Source organism: Pseudomonas sp. HMSC065H01 (assembly GCF_001815235.1).
In the GTDB taxonomy this organism is placed as follows: Bacteria; Pseudomonadota; Gammaproteobacteria; order Pseudomonadales; family Pseudomonadaceae; genus Pseudomonas; species Pseudomonas aeruginosa.
In genome coordinates, this window is record NZ_KV819914.1 from 61,758 (window position 1) to 76,522 (window position 14,765).

A 14,765-nucleotide genomic window follows, 5' to 3' on the forward strand; every position below is an offset into this window, starting at 1 on the left:
CTCCTGTGAGATGGATTGCTTATGAAGGAACGCCGCCGCGCAGTTTTCGTGAAGATGCCTCAGTCGCGATAGCGTGGTGGCGGCGCGTAGCCGCCGCCGTTCCGGGCGTCAGCGGGAAATGCCTGCGGTCCGTCGGCCGGCGCCGCGCGACCGCTGGCCGGAGCGTCCAGCTCGAACAGGGCCACGCCGATCACGCCGAGGTTGCGGCTGTCGCCGGCCGCGCTGTTGCTGGCGTAGGCATCGTCGGGGCTGGCGAAGCGGAACGCCGCGACTTCCCGTTCGTTCTTGCGGAAGCCCTCGATCACCAGGCTCTCGCCCGGCTCCAGCACATAGCCGCGGTTCTTCAGGCTGCCCGGCTGGCCGTTGAGCACGTCCAGGCCGTCTACCGTGGAGACCACCTCGTAGGTCGCGCTGCCGAGGTTGTTCAGCCACAGTCGGTAGCGCTGGCCTTCACGACCCTGCAATTGCAGGGTGCTGCGGTGCTGCACGAGGTCGAACTTGCCGCCATCCTCGTCGAGTACGGCGAAGCCCACCCTGCCCTTGGCCAGGGGCAGTTCCTTGATGGCACGTCCATCGAAGCGGCTCGCGCTGTAGAACACCTGGCGGCGATCGACCGGTTGCTCCGATAGACGTCGCAGGGCCACCGAGGTGACCGGCGAGGCGACGCCTTCGCCCCATTGGGTGCCGAGCCGCTGCTCGGTCGGCGCGCCGGCCTGCTGTTGGGGCAGGCTGCAGCCGCCGAGGGCCAGCAGGCCCAGCAGTAATGCGGATAGCAGTGGTTTGCGCATGGTTCCTTCCTCTCCCTGGACACCAGGAGGCGGGGTGCCTCCCTGATGGCTCCGAGCACCGATGATGCCCGATCTTCGGCGGGCTTCGTAAATTTCCTCGAACGGGCGCGGCGGCGCGTTTTCCTATTGGCTGACCCAGCGCTGCCGCGCCCAGGCGCTCAGGCTGTCGACCCCGAGCACCAGGACCAGCATGGCCAGGATCACCGTGGCGGCCTGGGCCTGCTGGAACAGGCTCAGGCTGAAATAGAGCATCTGCCCGAGCCCGCCGGCACCGACGAAGCCGAGCACGCTGGCCATGCGGATATTGTTCTCCCAGCGGTACAGGGTATAGGCCACCAGTTGCGGCCAGACCCCCGGCAGGGTGCCATAGGCGAATGCCGCGAGGCGTCCGCTGCCGGCCAGGCGCAAGGCCTCGGCGGGCTGCGCCGGGGTGTTCTCCAGGGCTTCGGCGAACAGCCGGCCGAGCACGCCGCCGGTGTGCAGCGCCAGGGCGAGGGTCCCGGCGTTCGGCCCGAGCCCGGCCGCCAGCACCATCAGCGCGCCCCAGACCAGCTCCGGCACCGCGCGCAGCGCATTGAGCAGGAGTCGCGCCAGGCTCTGCGCCGGCACGCCGAAGCGACCTGCCGCCGGCAGCGCGAAGAGCAGGCCGAGCAGCGCCGCCAGCAGGGTGCCGATGGCCGACATGGCCAGGGTTTCCAGCAGCCCCCGGCCAATCGCCCGCAGGTGCGGAGCGGACAGGTCGGGCGGGAAGAACTCGCTGGCGTAGGCGGCCATCTGGCCCAGTCCCTTGCCGCTGAAAAGACCTGCGGTGTCCATGTCCAGATAGGCGAACGAGGCGCCCACCGCGGCCACCACCAGCAGCGGCCAGAGCAGCAGGCGCCAGGTCCGGCTCATGCCAGCCTCCCGCGCAGGAAGCGGCTCAGCAGGTCGGCGAGGAGGACCAGCAGGAGGAAGGTCAGCAGGATGCTGGCAACCTCGCCGCCGGCGAACATCCGCAGCGACAGGTCGATCTGCTGGCCGAGGCCGCCGGCGCCGACGAAGCCCATCACCACCGAAGCACGGATCGCGCACTCCCAGCGATAGACAGTGTAGGAAATCATTTCCCCGGCGGCGTTCGGCAGCACCCCGTAGGCGAACGCCGCCAGCCGCGATCCGCCGCCCAGCAGCAGGGCGCGGGTGGGGCGCGGATCCACCGACTCGAAGATTTCCGCGTAGACCTTGCCGAGCATGCCGGCATAGGTGATGGCGATGGCCAACACCCCGGCGGTGGGGCCCAGGCCCACGGCGCGGACGAACAGCAGCGCCCAGACGATTTCCGGCACGCTGCGCAGGAGGATCAGCAGGCCGCGCACCGGCCAGCGCAGTGCCCGTGCCCACCAGGCCGGCAGGCCGCCGCGCGGCAGTGCCGAGAGCGACAGGGCGCGGGTCGCCAGCAGTGCGGCGGGAAACGCCAGGAGCCAGGCCAGGGCCATGCCGGCGGTGGCGATGGCGAGGGTTTCCAGGGTGGCGCGGCCGAGCAGGGCGAGGAACCCGGGATCGTGTGCCGGCGGCCAGAAGCCGGCGAGGAAACCGCCCATGGTGCGCGCGTTGTCGCCGCTGAACAGGCCGGGGATATCCAGTTCGCTGAGGCGCAGCCCCGGCCAGAGCAGCAGCAACGCGGCCAGGGTCAGCAGCAGGCGCGGCAGGGCGGCGGGGTCGCGCGGCGGAGAAGCGGCGTTCAGCATCGTGGGATGTGCACCACGGCGGGTTCGCCGGCCGGGCTGGCGCGCTCGGCCTGCAGTTGTTCGTTGGCGTAGAGGGCGTCCAGCGCGGCGCGGTCGACTTCGCCGGCGGGCAGGTCGAAGGCGATGCGTCCGGCGCGCAGTCCGATCACCCGGGGGAAGTGTTGCAGCGCCAGGTCCACCGCGTGCAGGCTGGCCAGCAGGGTGCTGCCGCGCGCGGCGGCCTCGCGGTTGAGCAGGGCCAGGGTATGGCCGGCGAGCACCGGGTCCATGGCCGAGACCGGTTCGTCGGCGAGGATCAGCTCGGCGCGCTGGTAGAGCACCCGGGCGATGCCGACCCGCTGCAACTGGCCGCCGGAAAGCTGGTCGCAGCGCTGGAACAGCTTGTCGCCGAGATCCAGGCGTTGCAGTGCGTCGTGGGCGCCGGCGCGGTCCAGCGGATAGACCAGGCTGACCAGGCTCTTCCATAGCGGCCACTGGCCGAGGCGCCCGGCCAGTACCGCGCTGACCACCCGCTGCCGTGGCGGCAGCGGCGGTGCCTGGTGGACCAGGCCGATGCGCGCGCGCAGGCGTTGGCGGGCGGCGGCGGATAGCGCCCAGGGCTCCTCGCCGAGCAGTTCGACACGGCCGACGCTGGGCCGCCATTGGCTGGCGAGCACCCGCAGCAGGCTGGTCTTGCCGGCGCCGGAAGGTCCGATCAGGGCCACCCGTTCGCCAGCGGCCAGGCGTAGGCGGATGTCGGCAAGGGCGCGTTGGCCGTCGGCGTGGACCAGGTCCACGCCGTCGAGGCTCAGGCTCACTTCAGCAGGCCGGCGGCGCGTGCGGACTCCTCGATGCCCTTGTAGTTGTCCGGATTGGTCTCGATGAAGCGGCTGGCGGCCTGCAGGTCGAGGATCTCCTTGTCGGCCGGTTTCGCCGGGTCGAGGGCGAGGAAGGCCTGCTTGATCTTCTCGGCCAGGGCCGGGTCGAGGTTGCCGCGCACGGTCCAGTTGTAGTCGTAGTAGGTCGGCGTGGTGGCGAAGACCTTGACCTTGGCGGTATCGACCTTGCCGCTGTCCACCAGCTTCTGCCAGACCGAGGCGTTCAGCACGCCGGCGTCGACCTTGCCGGCCTGGACCCAGGCTACGGTGGCGTCGTGGGCGCCGGAGTAGGCGACGCGGGAGAAGAACTGCTCGGGGACGATGCCGTCCTTCTGCATGAAGTAGCGCGGCATCAGGCTGCCCGAGGTGGAGGAGACCGAGCCGAAGGCGAAGGTCTTGCCCTTCAGGTCCTGCAGGGATTTCACCTGGGGATCGGCCGTGATGAATTTGCTGGTGAACTGCTGGTCCTGCTCGCGCTGCACCAGGGGAATGGCGTTGCCGGTCTTCAGCCGCGCCTGGACGAAGGTGAAGCCGCCCAGCCAGGCCATGTCCAGGCGGTCGGCGGCCAGCGCCTCGACCACCCCGGCGTAGTCGGCCACCGGGACGAACTTCACCGGCATGCCGAGTTGCTTCTCCAGATAGGCGCCGAGCGGCTTGAATTTGCGCAGTAGCTCGGTGGGCGCCTCGTCGGGGATCGCCGAGACCTTGAGTTCTTTCAGGGTTTCGGCGTGGGCGAGCGCGGCGGACAGGGACAGGGCGATGCCGGCGGCGAGCGCCAGGGAGCGTTTCAACATGGGAGAGTTCTCCGGTTCAATGGCGGAAAAAACCCGGGGAGTATAGTGGTGCGCGGCCCGCTTGGGCAGCCGTCGCGGCGTTGCTCGCCGGCGCCTCGCGGGTAATATGGCGCTCCCCGTGCCCATTCGCTGCGTATTGGAGTTCGCCATGTCCGCTTCCCTGCCTTCCCTTGCCTTCGCCGGTCTCGGCCTGATGGGCGTGCCCATGTGCCGCCGGCTGCTGGCCGCCGGCTATCCGCTGGCGGTGTGGAACCGTTCGCCGGGCAAACGCGAGTTGCTCGCGGCCGAGGGCGCGAAAGCCGTCGAGGTCCCGGCCGAACTGGCCGCCGACGCGGAAATCCTGATGCTTTGCCTGGCCGATACCGCGGCGGTGCGTGAAGTGGTGTTCGGCGCCGGCGGCATCGTCGAGAACGCCAGGCCCGGGCAGTTGCTGGTGGATTTCTCCAGCGCCGAGCCGGCCGCCACCCGCGAGATGGCCGCCGAGCTGGAGGCGCGCTGCGGCGTGCGCTGGGTCGACGCGCCGGTCTCCGGCGGCACGCCGGGCGCGGAAAGCGGCAGCCTGGCGATCATGGCCGGCGGACGCGCAGCGGATATCGAACGCCTGCGGCCGGTCCTCTCCCGGCTTGGCCAGCGCCTGACGCGCATGGGCGAGGTGGGCGCCGGGCAGGTGACCAAGGTCTGCAACCAGATGATCGTTGCCTGCAACGCCCTGGTGATCGCCGAAGTGGTGGCGCTGGCGGAGCGGGCCGGGGTCGACGCCAGCCTGGTCGCTCCGGCGCTGGCGGGCGGCTTCGCCGACTCGAAGCCGTTGCAGATCCTCGCCCCGCAAATGGCCGAGAGCCGTTACGAGCCGGTCAAGTGGCACGTACGGACCCTGCTCAAGGATCTCGATACCGCGGTGAAGCTGTCCCGCGAGCAAGGCGCGGCCACCCCGATGAGCGGGTTGGCCGCGCAGTTGATGCGTCTGCACGGCAGCCAGGGCTATCTCGAACGCGATCCGGCGACCCTGGTGGAGCAATACCGGACCGCCGTCGAGTGAACCTCAGGCCTGGTTCAGGCTGCGCAGCGGCGGCGCGGCGTCGAAGCGGTAGGCGCGGAGGAACTCTTCCAGGGCCGCCAGCGGCAGCGGCCGGCTGAACAGGTAGCCCTGCACCAGCTCGCAATGGTTCTCCCGCAGGAACGCCAGTTGCTGCGGGGTCTCCACGCCCTCGGCGACGACTTTCAGATGGAGCTTCTGGGCCATCGCGATGATCGCCTGGGCGATTTCCATGTCCCGCTGCGAGGCGGGGATGTCCATGATGAACGAGCGATCCACCTTCAGCGCGTCCAGCGGCAGGCGCCGCAGGTAGGCGAGCGACGAATAGCCGGTGCCGAAGTCGTCGATCGACAGGCTGACGCCCAGCTCGCGGAGGCGTTCGAGCAGCGGGATGGTCTGGTCGATGTTGTACATCAGCGCGTCCTCGGTCACCTCCAGTTCGAGGAAGCACGCCGCCAGCCCGGCCTGCTCCAGCGCATGACGGACTTCGTCGACCAGGCTGGCCCGGCCGAGATTGCTGGCGCAGCAGTTGACCGCCACCCGCAGCCGTTCGTGGCCGGCCAGGTGCAGGCTGCGCAGGTCGCGGCAGGCGCGTCGCAGCACCCAGTCGTCGAGCTGGTCGATCATGCCGTTGGCTTCGGCCAGGCCGATGAAGCGGTCCGGACCGAGCAGGCCCTGGGTCGGATGGCGCCAGCGCACCAATGCCTCCAACTGGTGTACCTCGCCGTCGGCGAGGGCGAGGATCGGCTGGTAGTGCAGCTCCAGTTGGTCGTCGCGCAGGGCCTGGCGCAGTTCCTCCTCCATCTGCAGTTCCTGGGTCGCCCGCACCAGCAGTTGCCGGCTGAAGAACTGCGCGTTGTTGCGCCCGCAGGCCTTGGACTGGTGCAGGGCCAGGCCGGCGTTCTTCAGCAGCTCCTCGCACTGCTCGCCGTCGTTCGGGTAGAGGCTGACGCCGACGCTGGCGGTCATCACCAGGGTGCGCCCGTCCAGGGCGATGGGTTCCTTCATCTTCTGCATCAGGCGTTGCGAGAGGATGTGCGCCTCGTGGTCCTGGGTGAGGTCGGCGAGCACGCAGAACTCGTCGCCGGCGAAGCGCGCCACCACGTCGCTATCGCGCAACACGCTGCGGATGCGTTCGGAGACGATCTTCAGCAGTTGGTCGCCAGAGTCGTGGCCGAGGGAATCGTTGATCCGCTTGAAGTGATCGAGGTCGAGGAACATCACCGCCAGGCCCTTGCCTCTCAGGCGACAATTCTCCAGGTGCTGGACGAACACTTCGTTGAATGCCGTGCGGTTCTGCAGGCCGGTCAGGCTGTCGTAGCGAGCCATCTGGCGCAGCGAGGCGTGGGCGTGGTCGAGCTGGTTGAGCAGGGCGTTGACCCGGCTGTTTTCGCTGAGCCGGCGCTCCCGTTGTTTCTCCGACCATGCGGCCCAGATGCCGCAGGCGGCGATGGCGCTGGCGAGCACTCCGGTGAGCCAGCCCAGGCGCAGCGAGTCGGCGCTGGCTTGCAGTTCCAGCGGCGTGCCGGCGGGTACGCTGAGCACCAGCGCGGCCATCCCGGTGAAATGCATGGCGGCGATGGCGCCGGCCAGCAGCAGGCTGGCGATCAGTTTCATGTAGCGGTAGCGCGCGCTGCGCCGGCCGCGCAGGTAGGGGACCGCGGCGAGGGCGGTGAAGGCGGCGCCGATGGCGATCAGTACCGAAAGGGCGAACAGCGATGGCTGGTAGTACTGGGTGGCCACCGAGCGCATCGCCGCCATCCCGGTGTAGTGCATGGCAGCGATGCCCAGGCCGATGCAGCAGGCGGCGAGCAGGCAGGGCAGCAGGCCGAAGCGCGGGCGGGCGGTCATGTACATCGCCAGGTACGAGGCGGCGACGGCGATCAGCAGCGACAGGCCGGTGATCGGCAGGTCGTAGCGCAGGGCGATCGGCGCGTGGAACGCGAGCATGGCGACGAAATGCGTGGCCCAGATGCCGCTGCCCAGGCAGAACGCCCCGATCCATTGCCAGAGGCGCGGGTGGCTCAGGCTGTTGCCGACCCGCTCGACCATGTCCAGTGCCGTGTACCCGGCGAGGCAGGCGACGAGGAAGGCGAGCGCCACCAGCGACGGCGAATAGGTGCAGTTCTGCAGCACGTAGCCGTCGACGGGAGACTCTCCGAGGAAGCGCAGGCCTTGCCAATCCATAGCGGTGTCTCCCTGGACACGGAAAACCCGCGGACGGCGCGGGTGCGGGCTGGGGGTGGCATTGTGCTTCCAGTATAGATAGCGGGAGCCACCTGCAAGGTCGGCATGGAAGGAAGTCGCTGGCCGCCGACATACGGCCGGTTTCGGCATTTTCCCGGGGAGAAAAGGCATAGCTGAGCTTGTTCCGGCTCCATCGCCACGGGCATGATCGCTGCGCCCGCGAGGGCTCGCGAGGCTTCACGAAATTTTGACCAGGCGCCCGATAGAGTTCGGGCGCCCCGCCACGGGGGGTGGCGGCGGTCCGTTACGTTTCAGGAGTTGCTTCAATGGGTGGGGGTATCAAGCGTTTCTTGCCGGCTATCGGTTCGACCCGGCTGGTGATGCTGTTCGCGCTGGTTCTGGTGGTGTTCTACAACGCGGCGACCTGGAAGGCCCTGCATGGCCTGGTGCCGCTGCAAGGCTTGAAGGGCTTCGCGTTCTTCGCCTCGTTCGCGGCGTTCCTGTGGGCCGCCTTCACGCTCCTGCTGACCCTGGTTTCCTTCCGCCCGCTGCTCAAGCCGGCCTTGACCCTGGTCGCCCTGTGCTCGGCCGGCGCGACCTACTTCATGGGCAGCTACGGCATCAGCATCGACACGGTGATGGTGCAGAACGTCTTCGAGACCAACGCCACCGAGGCCGGCGACCTGGTCAACCCGACCCTGCTCGGCTATCTGCTGTTGCTCGGTGTCCTGCCTTCGCTGCTGATCTGGCTCTGGCCGGTACGCTACCGGCCGTTCTTCCGCGGCCTGCTGAACAAGATCCTGACGCTGCTCGGCTGCCTGCTGATCGTCGCGGTAATGGTAGGCAGCTTCTATTCCACCTACGCCCCGATCTTCCGCGAGGAAGACAAGCTGACCCACTTCATCAACCCGACCAACTACATCTACGCGGTGGGCAAGTACGCCAAGCAGCGCCTGGTGATCAAGGAACACCTGGTGGTCGAGCCGATCGGCCTGGACGCCCGTCAGGCGCCGGCTGCGCTGCAGCGACAGAAGAAATCGCTGCTGGTGTTCGTGGTCGGCGAGACCGCCCGTGCCGATCATTTCTCGCTGAACGGCTACGCCCGCGAGACCAACCCGGAGCTGAGCAAGCAGGACATCGTCAACTTCACCCAGGTCCGTTCCTGCGGCACTTCCACCGCGGTCTCGGTGCCCTGCATGTTCTCCCAGTACCCGCGCGAGGACTACAGCGACAAGAAGGCCAAGACCCACGAAGGCCTGCTGGACATTCTCCAGCGTGCCGGCGTGCAGGTGTTGTGGCTGGAGAACAACAGCGACTGCAAGGGCACCTGCCTGCGGGTGCCCAACCGGGACATCCCGAAGACCCAGCCGAGTCCGTTCTGCGACGGCAAGAACTGCCTGGACGAGTCGCTGCTGGTAGGCCTGCAGGAGTACATCGACGGGCTGCAGGACGACGCCATCATCGTCCTGCACTCCGATGGCAGCCACGGTCCCGAGTACTACGAGCGCTACCCGAAGGAGATGGAGCGCTTCCAGCCGGTATGCCGGACCAACCAGCTCGGCAGTTGCAGCAAGGAAGAGCTGGTGAACGTCTACGACAACACCATCCTCTATACCGACCACTTCCTGACGAAGGTGATCGAATTGCTCAAGCGGAATGCCGACAAGCGCGATACGGCGATGATCTACGTGTCCGACCACGGCGAGTCGCTGGGCGAGAATGGCGTCTACCTGCACGCGGCGCCCTATTCGATCGCGCCCCAGGCGCAGATCCACGTGCCGATGGTCATGTGGTTCGCCCCGCAGGCGCTGGGCAACTGGGGCATCCAGCGCAGTTGCCTGGACGGCAAGCGCGACGACAAGGACCTGAGCCACGACAACCTGTTCCACTCGGTGCTCGGCCTGCTGGACGTACAGACTTCGTTGTACCAGCCGGCGCTGGACATCTTCGCCAGTTGCCGCGCGCCCAGGGCAGCCCAGTGAGCGACGGGGGCTGAAAGAAAAAAGGCCGTGGAGGATTCCCCCCACGGCCTTTTTCGTCGGCTTTCGCCTTATTTGTCGCGGACCAGCAGGACCGGACGCGAAGCCACGCGGATCAGGCCTTCCGCCACGCTGCCGAGCATCAGGCGGCGCATGCCGCGACGACCATGGGTGCCCATGACCACCACGTCGGCATCGCTGGCCTGGGCCTCGAGCTCGATGCGCTCGGCGATTTCCTCGCTGGCGCGCTCCTGGCAGACGCGATCGAAGGTGGCGCCTTCGACGTTGCTCGCCTCGACCTTCTCGCGGGCCTTGGCCAGGACGTCATCGGCGGCTTTCAGCGCGGCTTCGCGCAGCGGCTCGGGGTTGTAGTACACCGCGTAGTCGGGAAGGTGGCGCAGCGGGCTGTCGACGATGGTGATGACGCGCAGCTTGCCGCCGCTGAGGCCGGCCAGCTTGATGGCCTCTTCCAGGGCGCGGTCGGAGACCGGGCTGCCGTCCACGGCTACCAGAATGCGATCGTACATAAGGTGTCCCTCCAGAGTGAGTGTCCGCCCGCCGGGCGTTCTTGAAACTTCCAGGACACTGTAGACCCTCGCGGCCGGCGGACCTTTGCCGGAGGTCAATAAGTCGCAGGGCGACCGTCGCGATTCCGCTGCGACGCCCGGCTCGCGGCCCGGCGGGGGCCGGGGAACGGGGCGAACGGTCGCCGCGCGGCCATCCGCCGTTGCGGCCTTCGCTGGAAATGAAATGAAAGAAGCCATGGGGGATGCCCATGGCTTCTCGTTTCGCGCAGCCGTTGCCGGGCGTCAGCCGGCGACCAGGATGCGGATCGCCTCGAGGCGCAGGGAGGCCTTGTCGAGCAGGGCCAGGCCTTCCTCGCGCTGGGTGCGCAGGCTGTCCAGCTCGCTGTCGCGGACGCTCGGGTTGACCGCCTTGAGCGCGGTCAGGCGCGCCAGTTCCTCGTCCATGGCGGCGGCGAACTGCTGCTTGGCCCTGGCCACGCGTTCCTCGTGGCGCGGGACGATCTTGCCCTCGGCCACGTCGAACTGCTTGGCCAGCACATCGCGCTGGGCCTGGACGAACTTGTTGGCGCTGACCCGTGGCACGCTTTCCAGCTGGTCGTTGAGGGTTTCCAGGGACACCCGGCCGGCCAGGTCGTTGCCGTTGGCGTCGAGCAGGCAGCGCAGGGCCTGCGGCGGCAGCCAGCGGCCGAGCTGGAGGGCGCGCGGTGCCACGGCTTCGCTGACGAACAGGAGTTCGAGCAGCACGGTGCCGGGCTTTAGCGCCTTGTTCTTGATCAGCGCCACCGAGGTGTTGCCCATCGAGCCGGACAGCACCAGGTCCATGCCGCCCTGAACCATCGGATGTTCCCAGGTGAGGAACTGCATGTCCTCGCGGGCCAGCGCCTGGGCACGGTCGTAGGTGATGGTCACGCCTTCGTCGTCGCCGAGGGGGAAGCCGGCGTCGAGCATCTTCTCGCTTGGCTTGAGGATCAGGGCATTTTCCGAATGGTCTTCGCTGTGGATGCCGTAGGCGTCGAACAGGCGCTCCATGTAGATCGGCAGGGCGAAGTCGTCGTCCTGTTCCTCGATGGCCTCCACCAGCGCCTCGCCTTCGCCGGCGCCGCCGGAGTTCAGCTCGAGCAGGCGGTCGCGACCGCTGTGCAGCTCCGCTTCGAGGGCTTCGCGACGGGCGCGGCCTTCGGCGAGCAGCGCGTCCCAGGCCTTGTCCTCGCCGCCGTCGAGCAGCGGCAGCAGGCGCGGGCCGAACTCGTGTTGCAGGGCGTTGCCGGTGGGGCAGGTATTGAGGAAGGCGTTCAGCGCCTGGTGGTACCACTGGAACAGGCGCTGCTGGGCGCTGTTCTCCAGGTGCGGTACGTGCAACTGGATGGTGTGTCGCTGGCCGATCCGGTCGAGGCGGCCGATGCGCTGCTCGAGCAGGTCCGGGTGGGCCGGCAGGTCGAACAGCACCAGATGGTGGGCGAACTGGAAGTTGCGGCCTTCGCTGCCGATTTCCGAGCAGATCAGCACCTGGGCGCCGAACTCTTCGTCGGCGAAGTAGGCGGCGGCGCGGTCGCGCTCGAGAATGCTCATGCCTTCGTGGAACACCGTGGCGGAGATGCCCGAACGCAGGCGCAGGGCGTCTTCCAGGTCGAGGGCCGTCTCGGCGTGGGCACAGATGACCAGGACCTTGAACTGCTTGAGCATCTTCAGGGTATCGATCAGCCACTCGACGCGCGGGTCGAAGCGCCACCAGCGGTTGTTGTCGTCGCCGTCTTCCCACTGCTGCTGGAAATTCACTTCCGGATACAGGTCCGGGTGTTCGCCGGCCGGCAATTCCTCGTACTGGCTCGGCATCGGCAACGGATAGGCGTGCAGTTCGCGCTGGGGGAAGCCCTGCACGGCGGCACGGGTGTTGCGGAACAGCACGCGACCGGTGCCGTGGCGGTCGAGCAGCTCGCGGACCAGGCGCGAGCGAGCTTCTTCATCGCCGCCCTCGACGCTGGCCAGCAGCTCGTCGCCCTCGCTGCCGAGGAAGCCGTGGATGGCCTTGCGCGCGCCGGCGGAAAGACTGCCGTGGTCGAGCAGTTCCTGCACCGCTTCGGCGACCGGGCGATATTGCTCGCTCTCCCGGCGGAACGCTTCGAGGTCGTGGAAACGATTCGGATCGAGCAGGCGCAGGCGCGCGAAGTGGCTGTCCTGGCCGAGTTGCTCCGGGGTCGCGGTGAGCAACAGGACGCCGGGAATGATCTCCGCCAGTTGCTCGACCAGCGCGTATTCGGCGCTGACCTGGTCCTGGTGCCAGACCAGGTGGTGGGCTTCGTCGACCACCAGCAGGTCCCAGCCGGCGGCGAACAGGGCGTCCTGGGCGCGTTCGTCTTCCTTCAGCCACTCCAGGGCGACCAGGGCCAACTGGGTGTCCTCGAAGGGATTGCTGGCATCGCTTTCGGCGAAGCGCTCCTTGTCGAACAGGGCCACCTGCAGGTTGAAGCGCCGGCGCATCTCCACCAGCCACTGGTGCTGGAGGTTTTCCGGGACCAGGATCAGCACCCGCCCGGCGCGGCCGGAGAGCAACTGGCGATGGATGATCAGGCCGGCCTCGATGGTCTTGCCCAGGCCCACTTCGTCGGCCAGCAGGACGCGCGGCGCCATGCGGTCGGCGACTTCGCGGGCGATGTGCAACTGGTGGGCGATCGGCTGGGCGCGGGCGCCGCCGAGGCCCCAGAGCGAGGACTGGAGCAGTTGGCTGCGGCGTTCGAGAGTGTGGTAGCGCAGGGAGAACCAGGGCAGGGGATCGATCTGTCCGGCGAACAGACGGTCGCTGGCGAGGCGGAACTGGATGAAGTTGGAGAGCTGGGTTTCCGGCAGGGTGCGCTGCTCGTTCTGCGCGGTGAGGCCGTGGTACACCAATAGGCCCTCGCTTTCCTCGACCTCGCGAACGGTCATCTTCCAGCCTTCGAAGTGCGTCACTTCATCGCCGGGGGCGAAGCGCACGCGGGTCAGCGGCGCATTGCGCAAGGCGTATTGGCGGGTATCGCCGGTCGCCGGATAGAGCACGGTGAGCAGGCGGCCATCCTGGGCCAGGATGGTCCCCAGGCCCAATTCCGCTTCACTGTCGCTGATCCAGCGTTGCCCCGGTTGATACTGCGCCATGTCCACCTCCCAAAAAAGCCGGGTATGGTACCGCAACGCGTGGCGTTGAGCGACGCTTGGCGATGGATTGCGTGTTGCGCCACGGCTTCGTCGGAGAGCCGTCCGTCGGTACGGGAGCGACCGCCTGGCGGCTGGTTCTCAAGTCGAGCGGCGGGTCGACCGATAACCCTTGTAGAAGAACGCCGCAAACCGGCACGCTGCGAGAACCCATGACGCGGCACTACCCAGAGAGGTTGCCTGCATGCTTCCGCCGATCCCCCAGGGCCTGATCCCGGTCACCGTCCAGCAGGACCCGCCCAAGCCCCGTCCGGCCACGCCGCCGGTCGCGCCGACCCAGGCTGGCGCGGGCAGCGATGGCGTCGCCTTGCGCCAGGAGCGCGACGAGGAAAGCTGGCTGGAAGAGGAATACCGCCGTCGCCAGCGCCGCCAGGGCGGCGAGGCGCACGCGCGGAGCGACGAGGGGGACGAGGCGCCGGCTGACGAGGCGGGGGAGAGCGCCCCGGCGGACGAGCTGCCGCGCAAGGGACAATTGATCGACATCGAAGTGTAACCCTGGTTTTCCAGGCTTCAGCAGCGGCCTTGCGGCGTAGTAACCTGCGGCCCATGGACCTGTTCGCCGACGCACCCCTGACCCTGCCGGACGCCGACCTCCGCTATCTCCCGCATTGGCTGGATGCGCCGCTGGCGAGCGCCTGGCTGTTGCGCCTGGAACAGGAAACGCCCTGGGAACAGCCGATCCTGCGCATCCATGGCGAGGAGCATCCGACCCCGCGCCTGGTGGCCTGGTACGGCGACCCTGACGCCGCCTACCGTTATTCCGGCCAGGTCCACCGGCCGCTGCCATGGACCGCGTTGCTCGGCGAGATCCGCGAGCGCGTGGAGCGCGAGGTCGGCCAGCGGGTCAACGGCGTGCTGCTGAACTACTACCGCGACGGCCAGGACTCCATGGGCTGGCACAGCGACGACGAGCCAGAGCTGCGCCGCGATCCGCTGGTCGCCTCGCTCAGTCTCGGCGGCAGCCGCCGCTTCGACCTGCGGCGCAAGGGCCAGACCCGCATCGCCCACTCTCTGGAACTGACCCATGGCAGCCTGCTGGTCATGCGCGGCGCAACCCAGCATCATTGGCAACATCAGGTGGCGAAGACCCGCCGCTCCTGCATGCCCCGTTTGAACCTGACCTTCCGCCTGGTGTACCCCCAGCCATGAACGACGACGACAAGGTGATCGACCTCAGCGCCGAGCGCGACAAGCGCATCCACGACGTGCACGAGAAGCGCCTGCAGGAGGTCCGCAAGGCCTTCGAACAGGTGTTGCCGCTGGGCAAGCCGCGGAAGAAGCCGAAAGGCAAGCCGAAGAAGCGCTGAAGCCTCCGCCGCCGCGTTCGCCGGCGGCGCATTCCTGCGGGCAACGTGCGGCGATCGGGCAGGTTTTTCCCGGTTATCTGCGGCGTCCGACCGCATTCTCCCTCCTGCGAAACTTGACCTGGGTCAGTGTCATGCACCTGGCCGAAAAAGCCCGTCCGGGCGATTGATCCAGGTCAATATTGCGCCGCCGCGCCTCGCTAATCTGAGCCCATCGAGCAACACCCAACCGGCAACTGGAGGCCATCAACATGTTCATCGACGAAGTGGTTCTCGCAGGGATTCTTACAGTAGGCCTCATGGTCGCTTTCTTCGGTGGGGTCGGTTACTTCATCTGGAAGGATTCCCATAGCCGCAAAGGCTGATCCTCCCGGATACACAGA

14 protein-coding genes are annotated in these 14,765 nt (G+C 68.0%); 6 read left to right on the forward strand and 8 right to left on the reverse strand.

Annotated elements, in window-relative coordinates:
• Positions 1 to 59 precede the first annotated feature (59 nt).
• From HMPREF3014_RS24600 to HMPREF3014_RS24620, 5 genes are all read right to left on the reverse strand, one after another.
• A complete protein-coding gene (locus tag HMPREF3014_RS24600) occupies positions 60 to 788 on the reverse strand; it encodes a hypothetical protein (protein ID WP_003158319.1) in 729 nt (242 codons plus the stop codon).
• 123 nt (positions 789 to 911) lie between these two features.
• Complete coding sequence (gene phnE / locus HMPREF3014_RS24605) at positions 912 to 1,682, reverse strand: phosphonate ABC transporter, permease protein PhnE (RefSeq protein ID WP_003091685.1); 771 nt, start codon at positions 1,680 to 1,682, stop codon at positions 912 to 914.
• Positions 1,679 to 2,512, reverse strand: a complete 834-nt coding sequence (locus HMPREF3014_RS24610; protein ID WP_003113153.1) for a PhnE/PtxC family ABC transporter permease — start codon at positions 2,510 to 2,512, stop codon at positions 1,679 to 1,681. The genes phnE and HMPREF3014_RS24610 overlap by 4 nt, the downstream gene beginning before the upstream one ends.
• The gene (locus HMPREF3014_RS24615) at positions 2,506 to 3,309 is read right to left on the reverse strand and encodes a phosphonate ABC transporter ATP-binding protein (RefSeq protein WP_003117585.1); all 804 of its coding nucleotides are present in this window, start codon (positions 3,307 to 3,309) and stop codon (positions 2,506 to 2,508) included. Before HMPREF3014_RS24615 ends, HMPREF3014_RS24610 begins: the two co-directional genes overlap by 7 nt.
• Positions 3,306 to 4,163 carry a putative selenate ABC transporter substrate-binding protein gene (locus tag HMPREF3014_RS24620; protein ID WP_003113155.1) on the reverse strand — a complete coding sequence of 286 codons (858 nt, stop codon included), beginning with the start codon at positions 4,161 to 4,163 and terminating at the stop codon, positions 3,306 to 3,308. Before HMPREF3014_RS24620 ends, HMPREF3014_RS24615 begins: the two co-directional genes overlap by 4 nt.
• Positions 4,164 to 4,311: 148 nt before the next feature.
• On the opposite strand from HMPREF3014_RS24620, the gene HMPREF3014_RS24625 reads away from it, so the two are divergent.
• The gene (locus HMPREF3014_RS24625) at positions 4,312 to 5,202 is read left to right on the forward strand and encodes an NAD(P)-dependent oxidoreductase (RefSeq protein WP_003113156.1); all 891 of its coding nucleotides are present in this window, start codon (positions 4,312 to 4,314) and stop codon (positions 5,200 to 5,202) included.
• A 3-nt stretch (positions 5,203 to 5,205) separates the two neighbouring features.
• On the opposite strand, the gene HMPREF3014_RS24630 is transcribed toward HMPREF3014_RS24625, so the two are convergent.
• A complete protein-coding gene (locus HMPREF3014_RS24630) occupies positions 5,206 to 7,386 on the reverse strand; it encodes a putative bifunctional diguanylate cyclase/phosphodiesterase (protein WP_003117586.1) in 2,181 nt (726 codons plus the stop codon).
• A gap of 326 nt (positions 7,387 to 7,712) precedes the next feature.
• Between HMPREF3014_RS24630 and HMPREF3014_RS24635 the strand changes: the two genes are divergently transcribed.
• The gene (locus tag HMPREF3014_RS24635; protein WP_003091675.1) at positions 7,713 to 9,368 is read left to right on the forward strand and encodes a phosphoethanolamine transferase; all 1,656 of its coding nucleotides are present in this window, start codon (positions 7,713 to 7,715) and stop codon (positions 9,366 to 9,368) included.
• Between the two features lie 68 nt (positions 9,369 to 9,436).
• On the opposite strand, the gene HMPREF3014_RS24640 is transcribed toward HMPREF3014_RS24635, so the two are convergent.
• On the reverse strand, positions 9,437 to 9,892 hold the full coding sequence (locus HMPREF3014_RS24640) for a universal stress protein (RefSeq protein ID WP_003091672.1): 456 nt from the start codon (positions 9,890 to 9,892) through the stop codon (positions 9,437 to 9,439).
• Positions 9,893 to 10,174: 282 nt separating this feature from the next.
• Positions 10,175 to 13,027: an RNA polymerase-associated protein RapA gene (gene rapA, locus HMPREF3014_RS24645; RefSeq protein ID WP_003119658.1), complete on the reverse strand. Its 2,853-nt coding sequence runs from the start codon at positions 13,025 to 13,027 to the stop codon at positions 10,175 to 10,177.
• A gap of 235 nt (positions 13,028 to 13,262) precedes the next feature.
• Here rapA and HMPREF3014_RS24650 point away from each other — a divergent pair, with 235 nt between their 5' ends.
• From HMPREF3014_RS24650 to ccoM, 4 genes are all read left to right on the forward strand, one after another.
• Complete coding sequence (locus HMPREF3014_RS24650) at positions 13,263 to 13,571, forward strand: hypothetical protein (RefSeq protein WP_003143434.1); 309 nt, start codon at positions 13,263 to 13,265, stop codon at positions 13,569 to 13,571.
• Positions 13,572 to 13,624: 53 nt separating this feature from the next.
• Positions 13,625 to 14,227 (forward strand): alpha-ketoglutarate-dependent dioxygenase AlkB family protein, encoded by a 603-nt coding sequence (locus HMPREF3014_RS24655; protein WP_003115462.1) that lies wholly within the window; start codon positions 13,625 to 13,627, stop codon positions 14,225 to 14,227.
• Positions 14,224 to 14,385 carry a hypothetical protein gene (locus HMPREF3014_RS34710; RefSeq protein WP_003091659.1) on the forward strand — a complete coding sequence of 54 codons (162 nt, stop codon included), beginning with the start codon at positions 14,224 to 14,226 and terminating at the stop codon, positions 14,383 to 14,385. Before HMPREF3014_RS24655 ends, HMPREF3014_RS34710 begins: the two co-directional genes overlap by 4 nt.
• A 248-nt stretch (positions 14,386 to 14,633) precedes the next feature.
• On the forward strand, positions 14,634 to 14,747 hold the full coding sequence (gene ccoM, locus HMPREF3014_RS35325) for a cytochrome c oxidase subunit CcoM (protein ID WP_003091657.1): 114 nt from the start codon (positions 14,634 to 14,636) through the stop codon (positions 14,745 to 14,747).
• Positions 14,748 to 14,765 lie beyond the last annotated feature (18 nt).

Excerpts from the sequence above, each read along its gene's own strand:
- HMPREF3014_RS24600 (WP_003158319.1), bottom strand. The coding sequence starts at position 788 with ATGCGCAAACCACTGCTATCCGCATTACTGCTGGGCCTGCTGGCCCTC.
- phnE (WP_003091685.1), bottom strand. The coding sequence starts at position 1,682 with ATGAGCCGGACCTGGCGCCTGCTGCTCTGGCCGCTGCTGGTGGTGGCC.
- HMPREF3014_RS24610 (WP_003113153.1), bottom strand. The coding sequence starts at position 2,512 with ATGCTGAACGCCGCTTCTCCGCCGCGCGACCCCGCCGCCCTGCCGCGC.
- HMPREF3014_RS24620 (WP_003113155.1), bottom strand. The coding sequence starts at position 4,163 with ATGTTGAAACGCTCCCTGGCGCTCGCCGCCGGCATCGCCCTGTCCCTG.
- HMPREF3014_RS24625 (WP_003113156.1), top strand. The coding sequence starts at position 4,312 with ATGTCCGCTTCCCTGCCTTCCCTTGCCTTCGCCGGTCTCGGCCTGATG.
- HMPREF3014_RS24630 (WP_003117586.1), bottom strand. The coding sequence starts at position 7,386 with ATGGATTGGCAAGGCCTGCGCTTCCTCGGAGAGTCTCCCGTCGACGGC.
- HMPREF3014_RS24635 (WP_003091675.1), top strand. The coding sequence starts at position 7,713 with ATGGGTGGGGGTATCAAGCGTTTCTTGCCGGCTATCGGTTCGACCCGG.
- HMPREF3014_RS24640 (WP_003091672.1), bottom strand. The coding sequence starts at position 9,892 with ATGTACGATCGCATTCTGGTAGCCGTGGACGGCAGCCCGGTCTCCGAC.
- HMPREF3014_RS24650 (WP_003143434.1), top strand. The coding sequence starts at position 13,263 with ATGCTTCCGCCGATCCCCCAGGGCCTGATCCCGGTCACCGTCCAGCAG.
- HMPREF3014_RS24655 (WP_003115462.1), top strand. The coding sequence starts at position 13,625 with ATGGACCTGTTCGCCGACGCACCCCTGACCCTGCCGGACGCCGACCTC.
- HMPREF3014_RS34710 (WP_003091659.1), top strand. The coding sequence starts at position 14,224 with ATGAACGACGACGACAAGGTGATCGACCTCAGCGCCGAGCGCGACAAG.
- ccoM (WP_003091657.1), top strand. The coding sequence starts at position 14,634 with ATGTTCATCGACGAAGTGGTTCTCGCAGGGATTCTTACAGTAGGCCTC.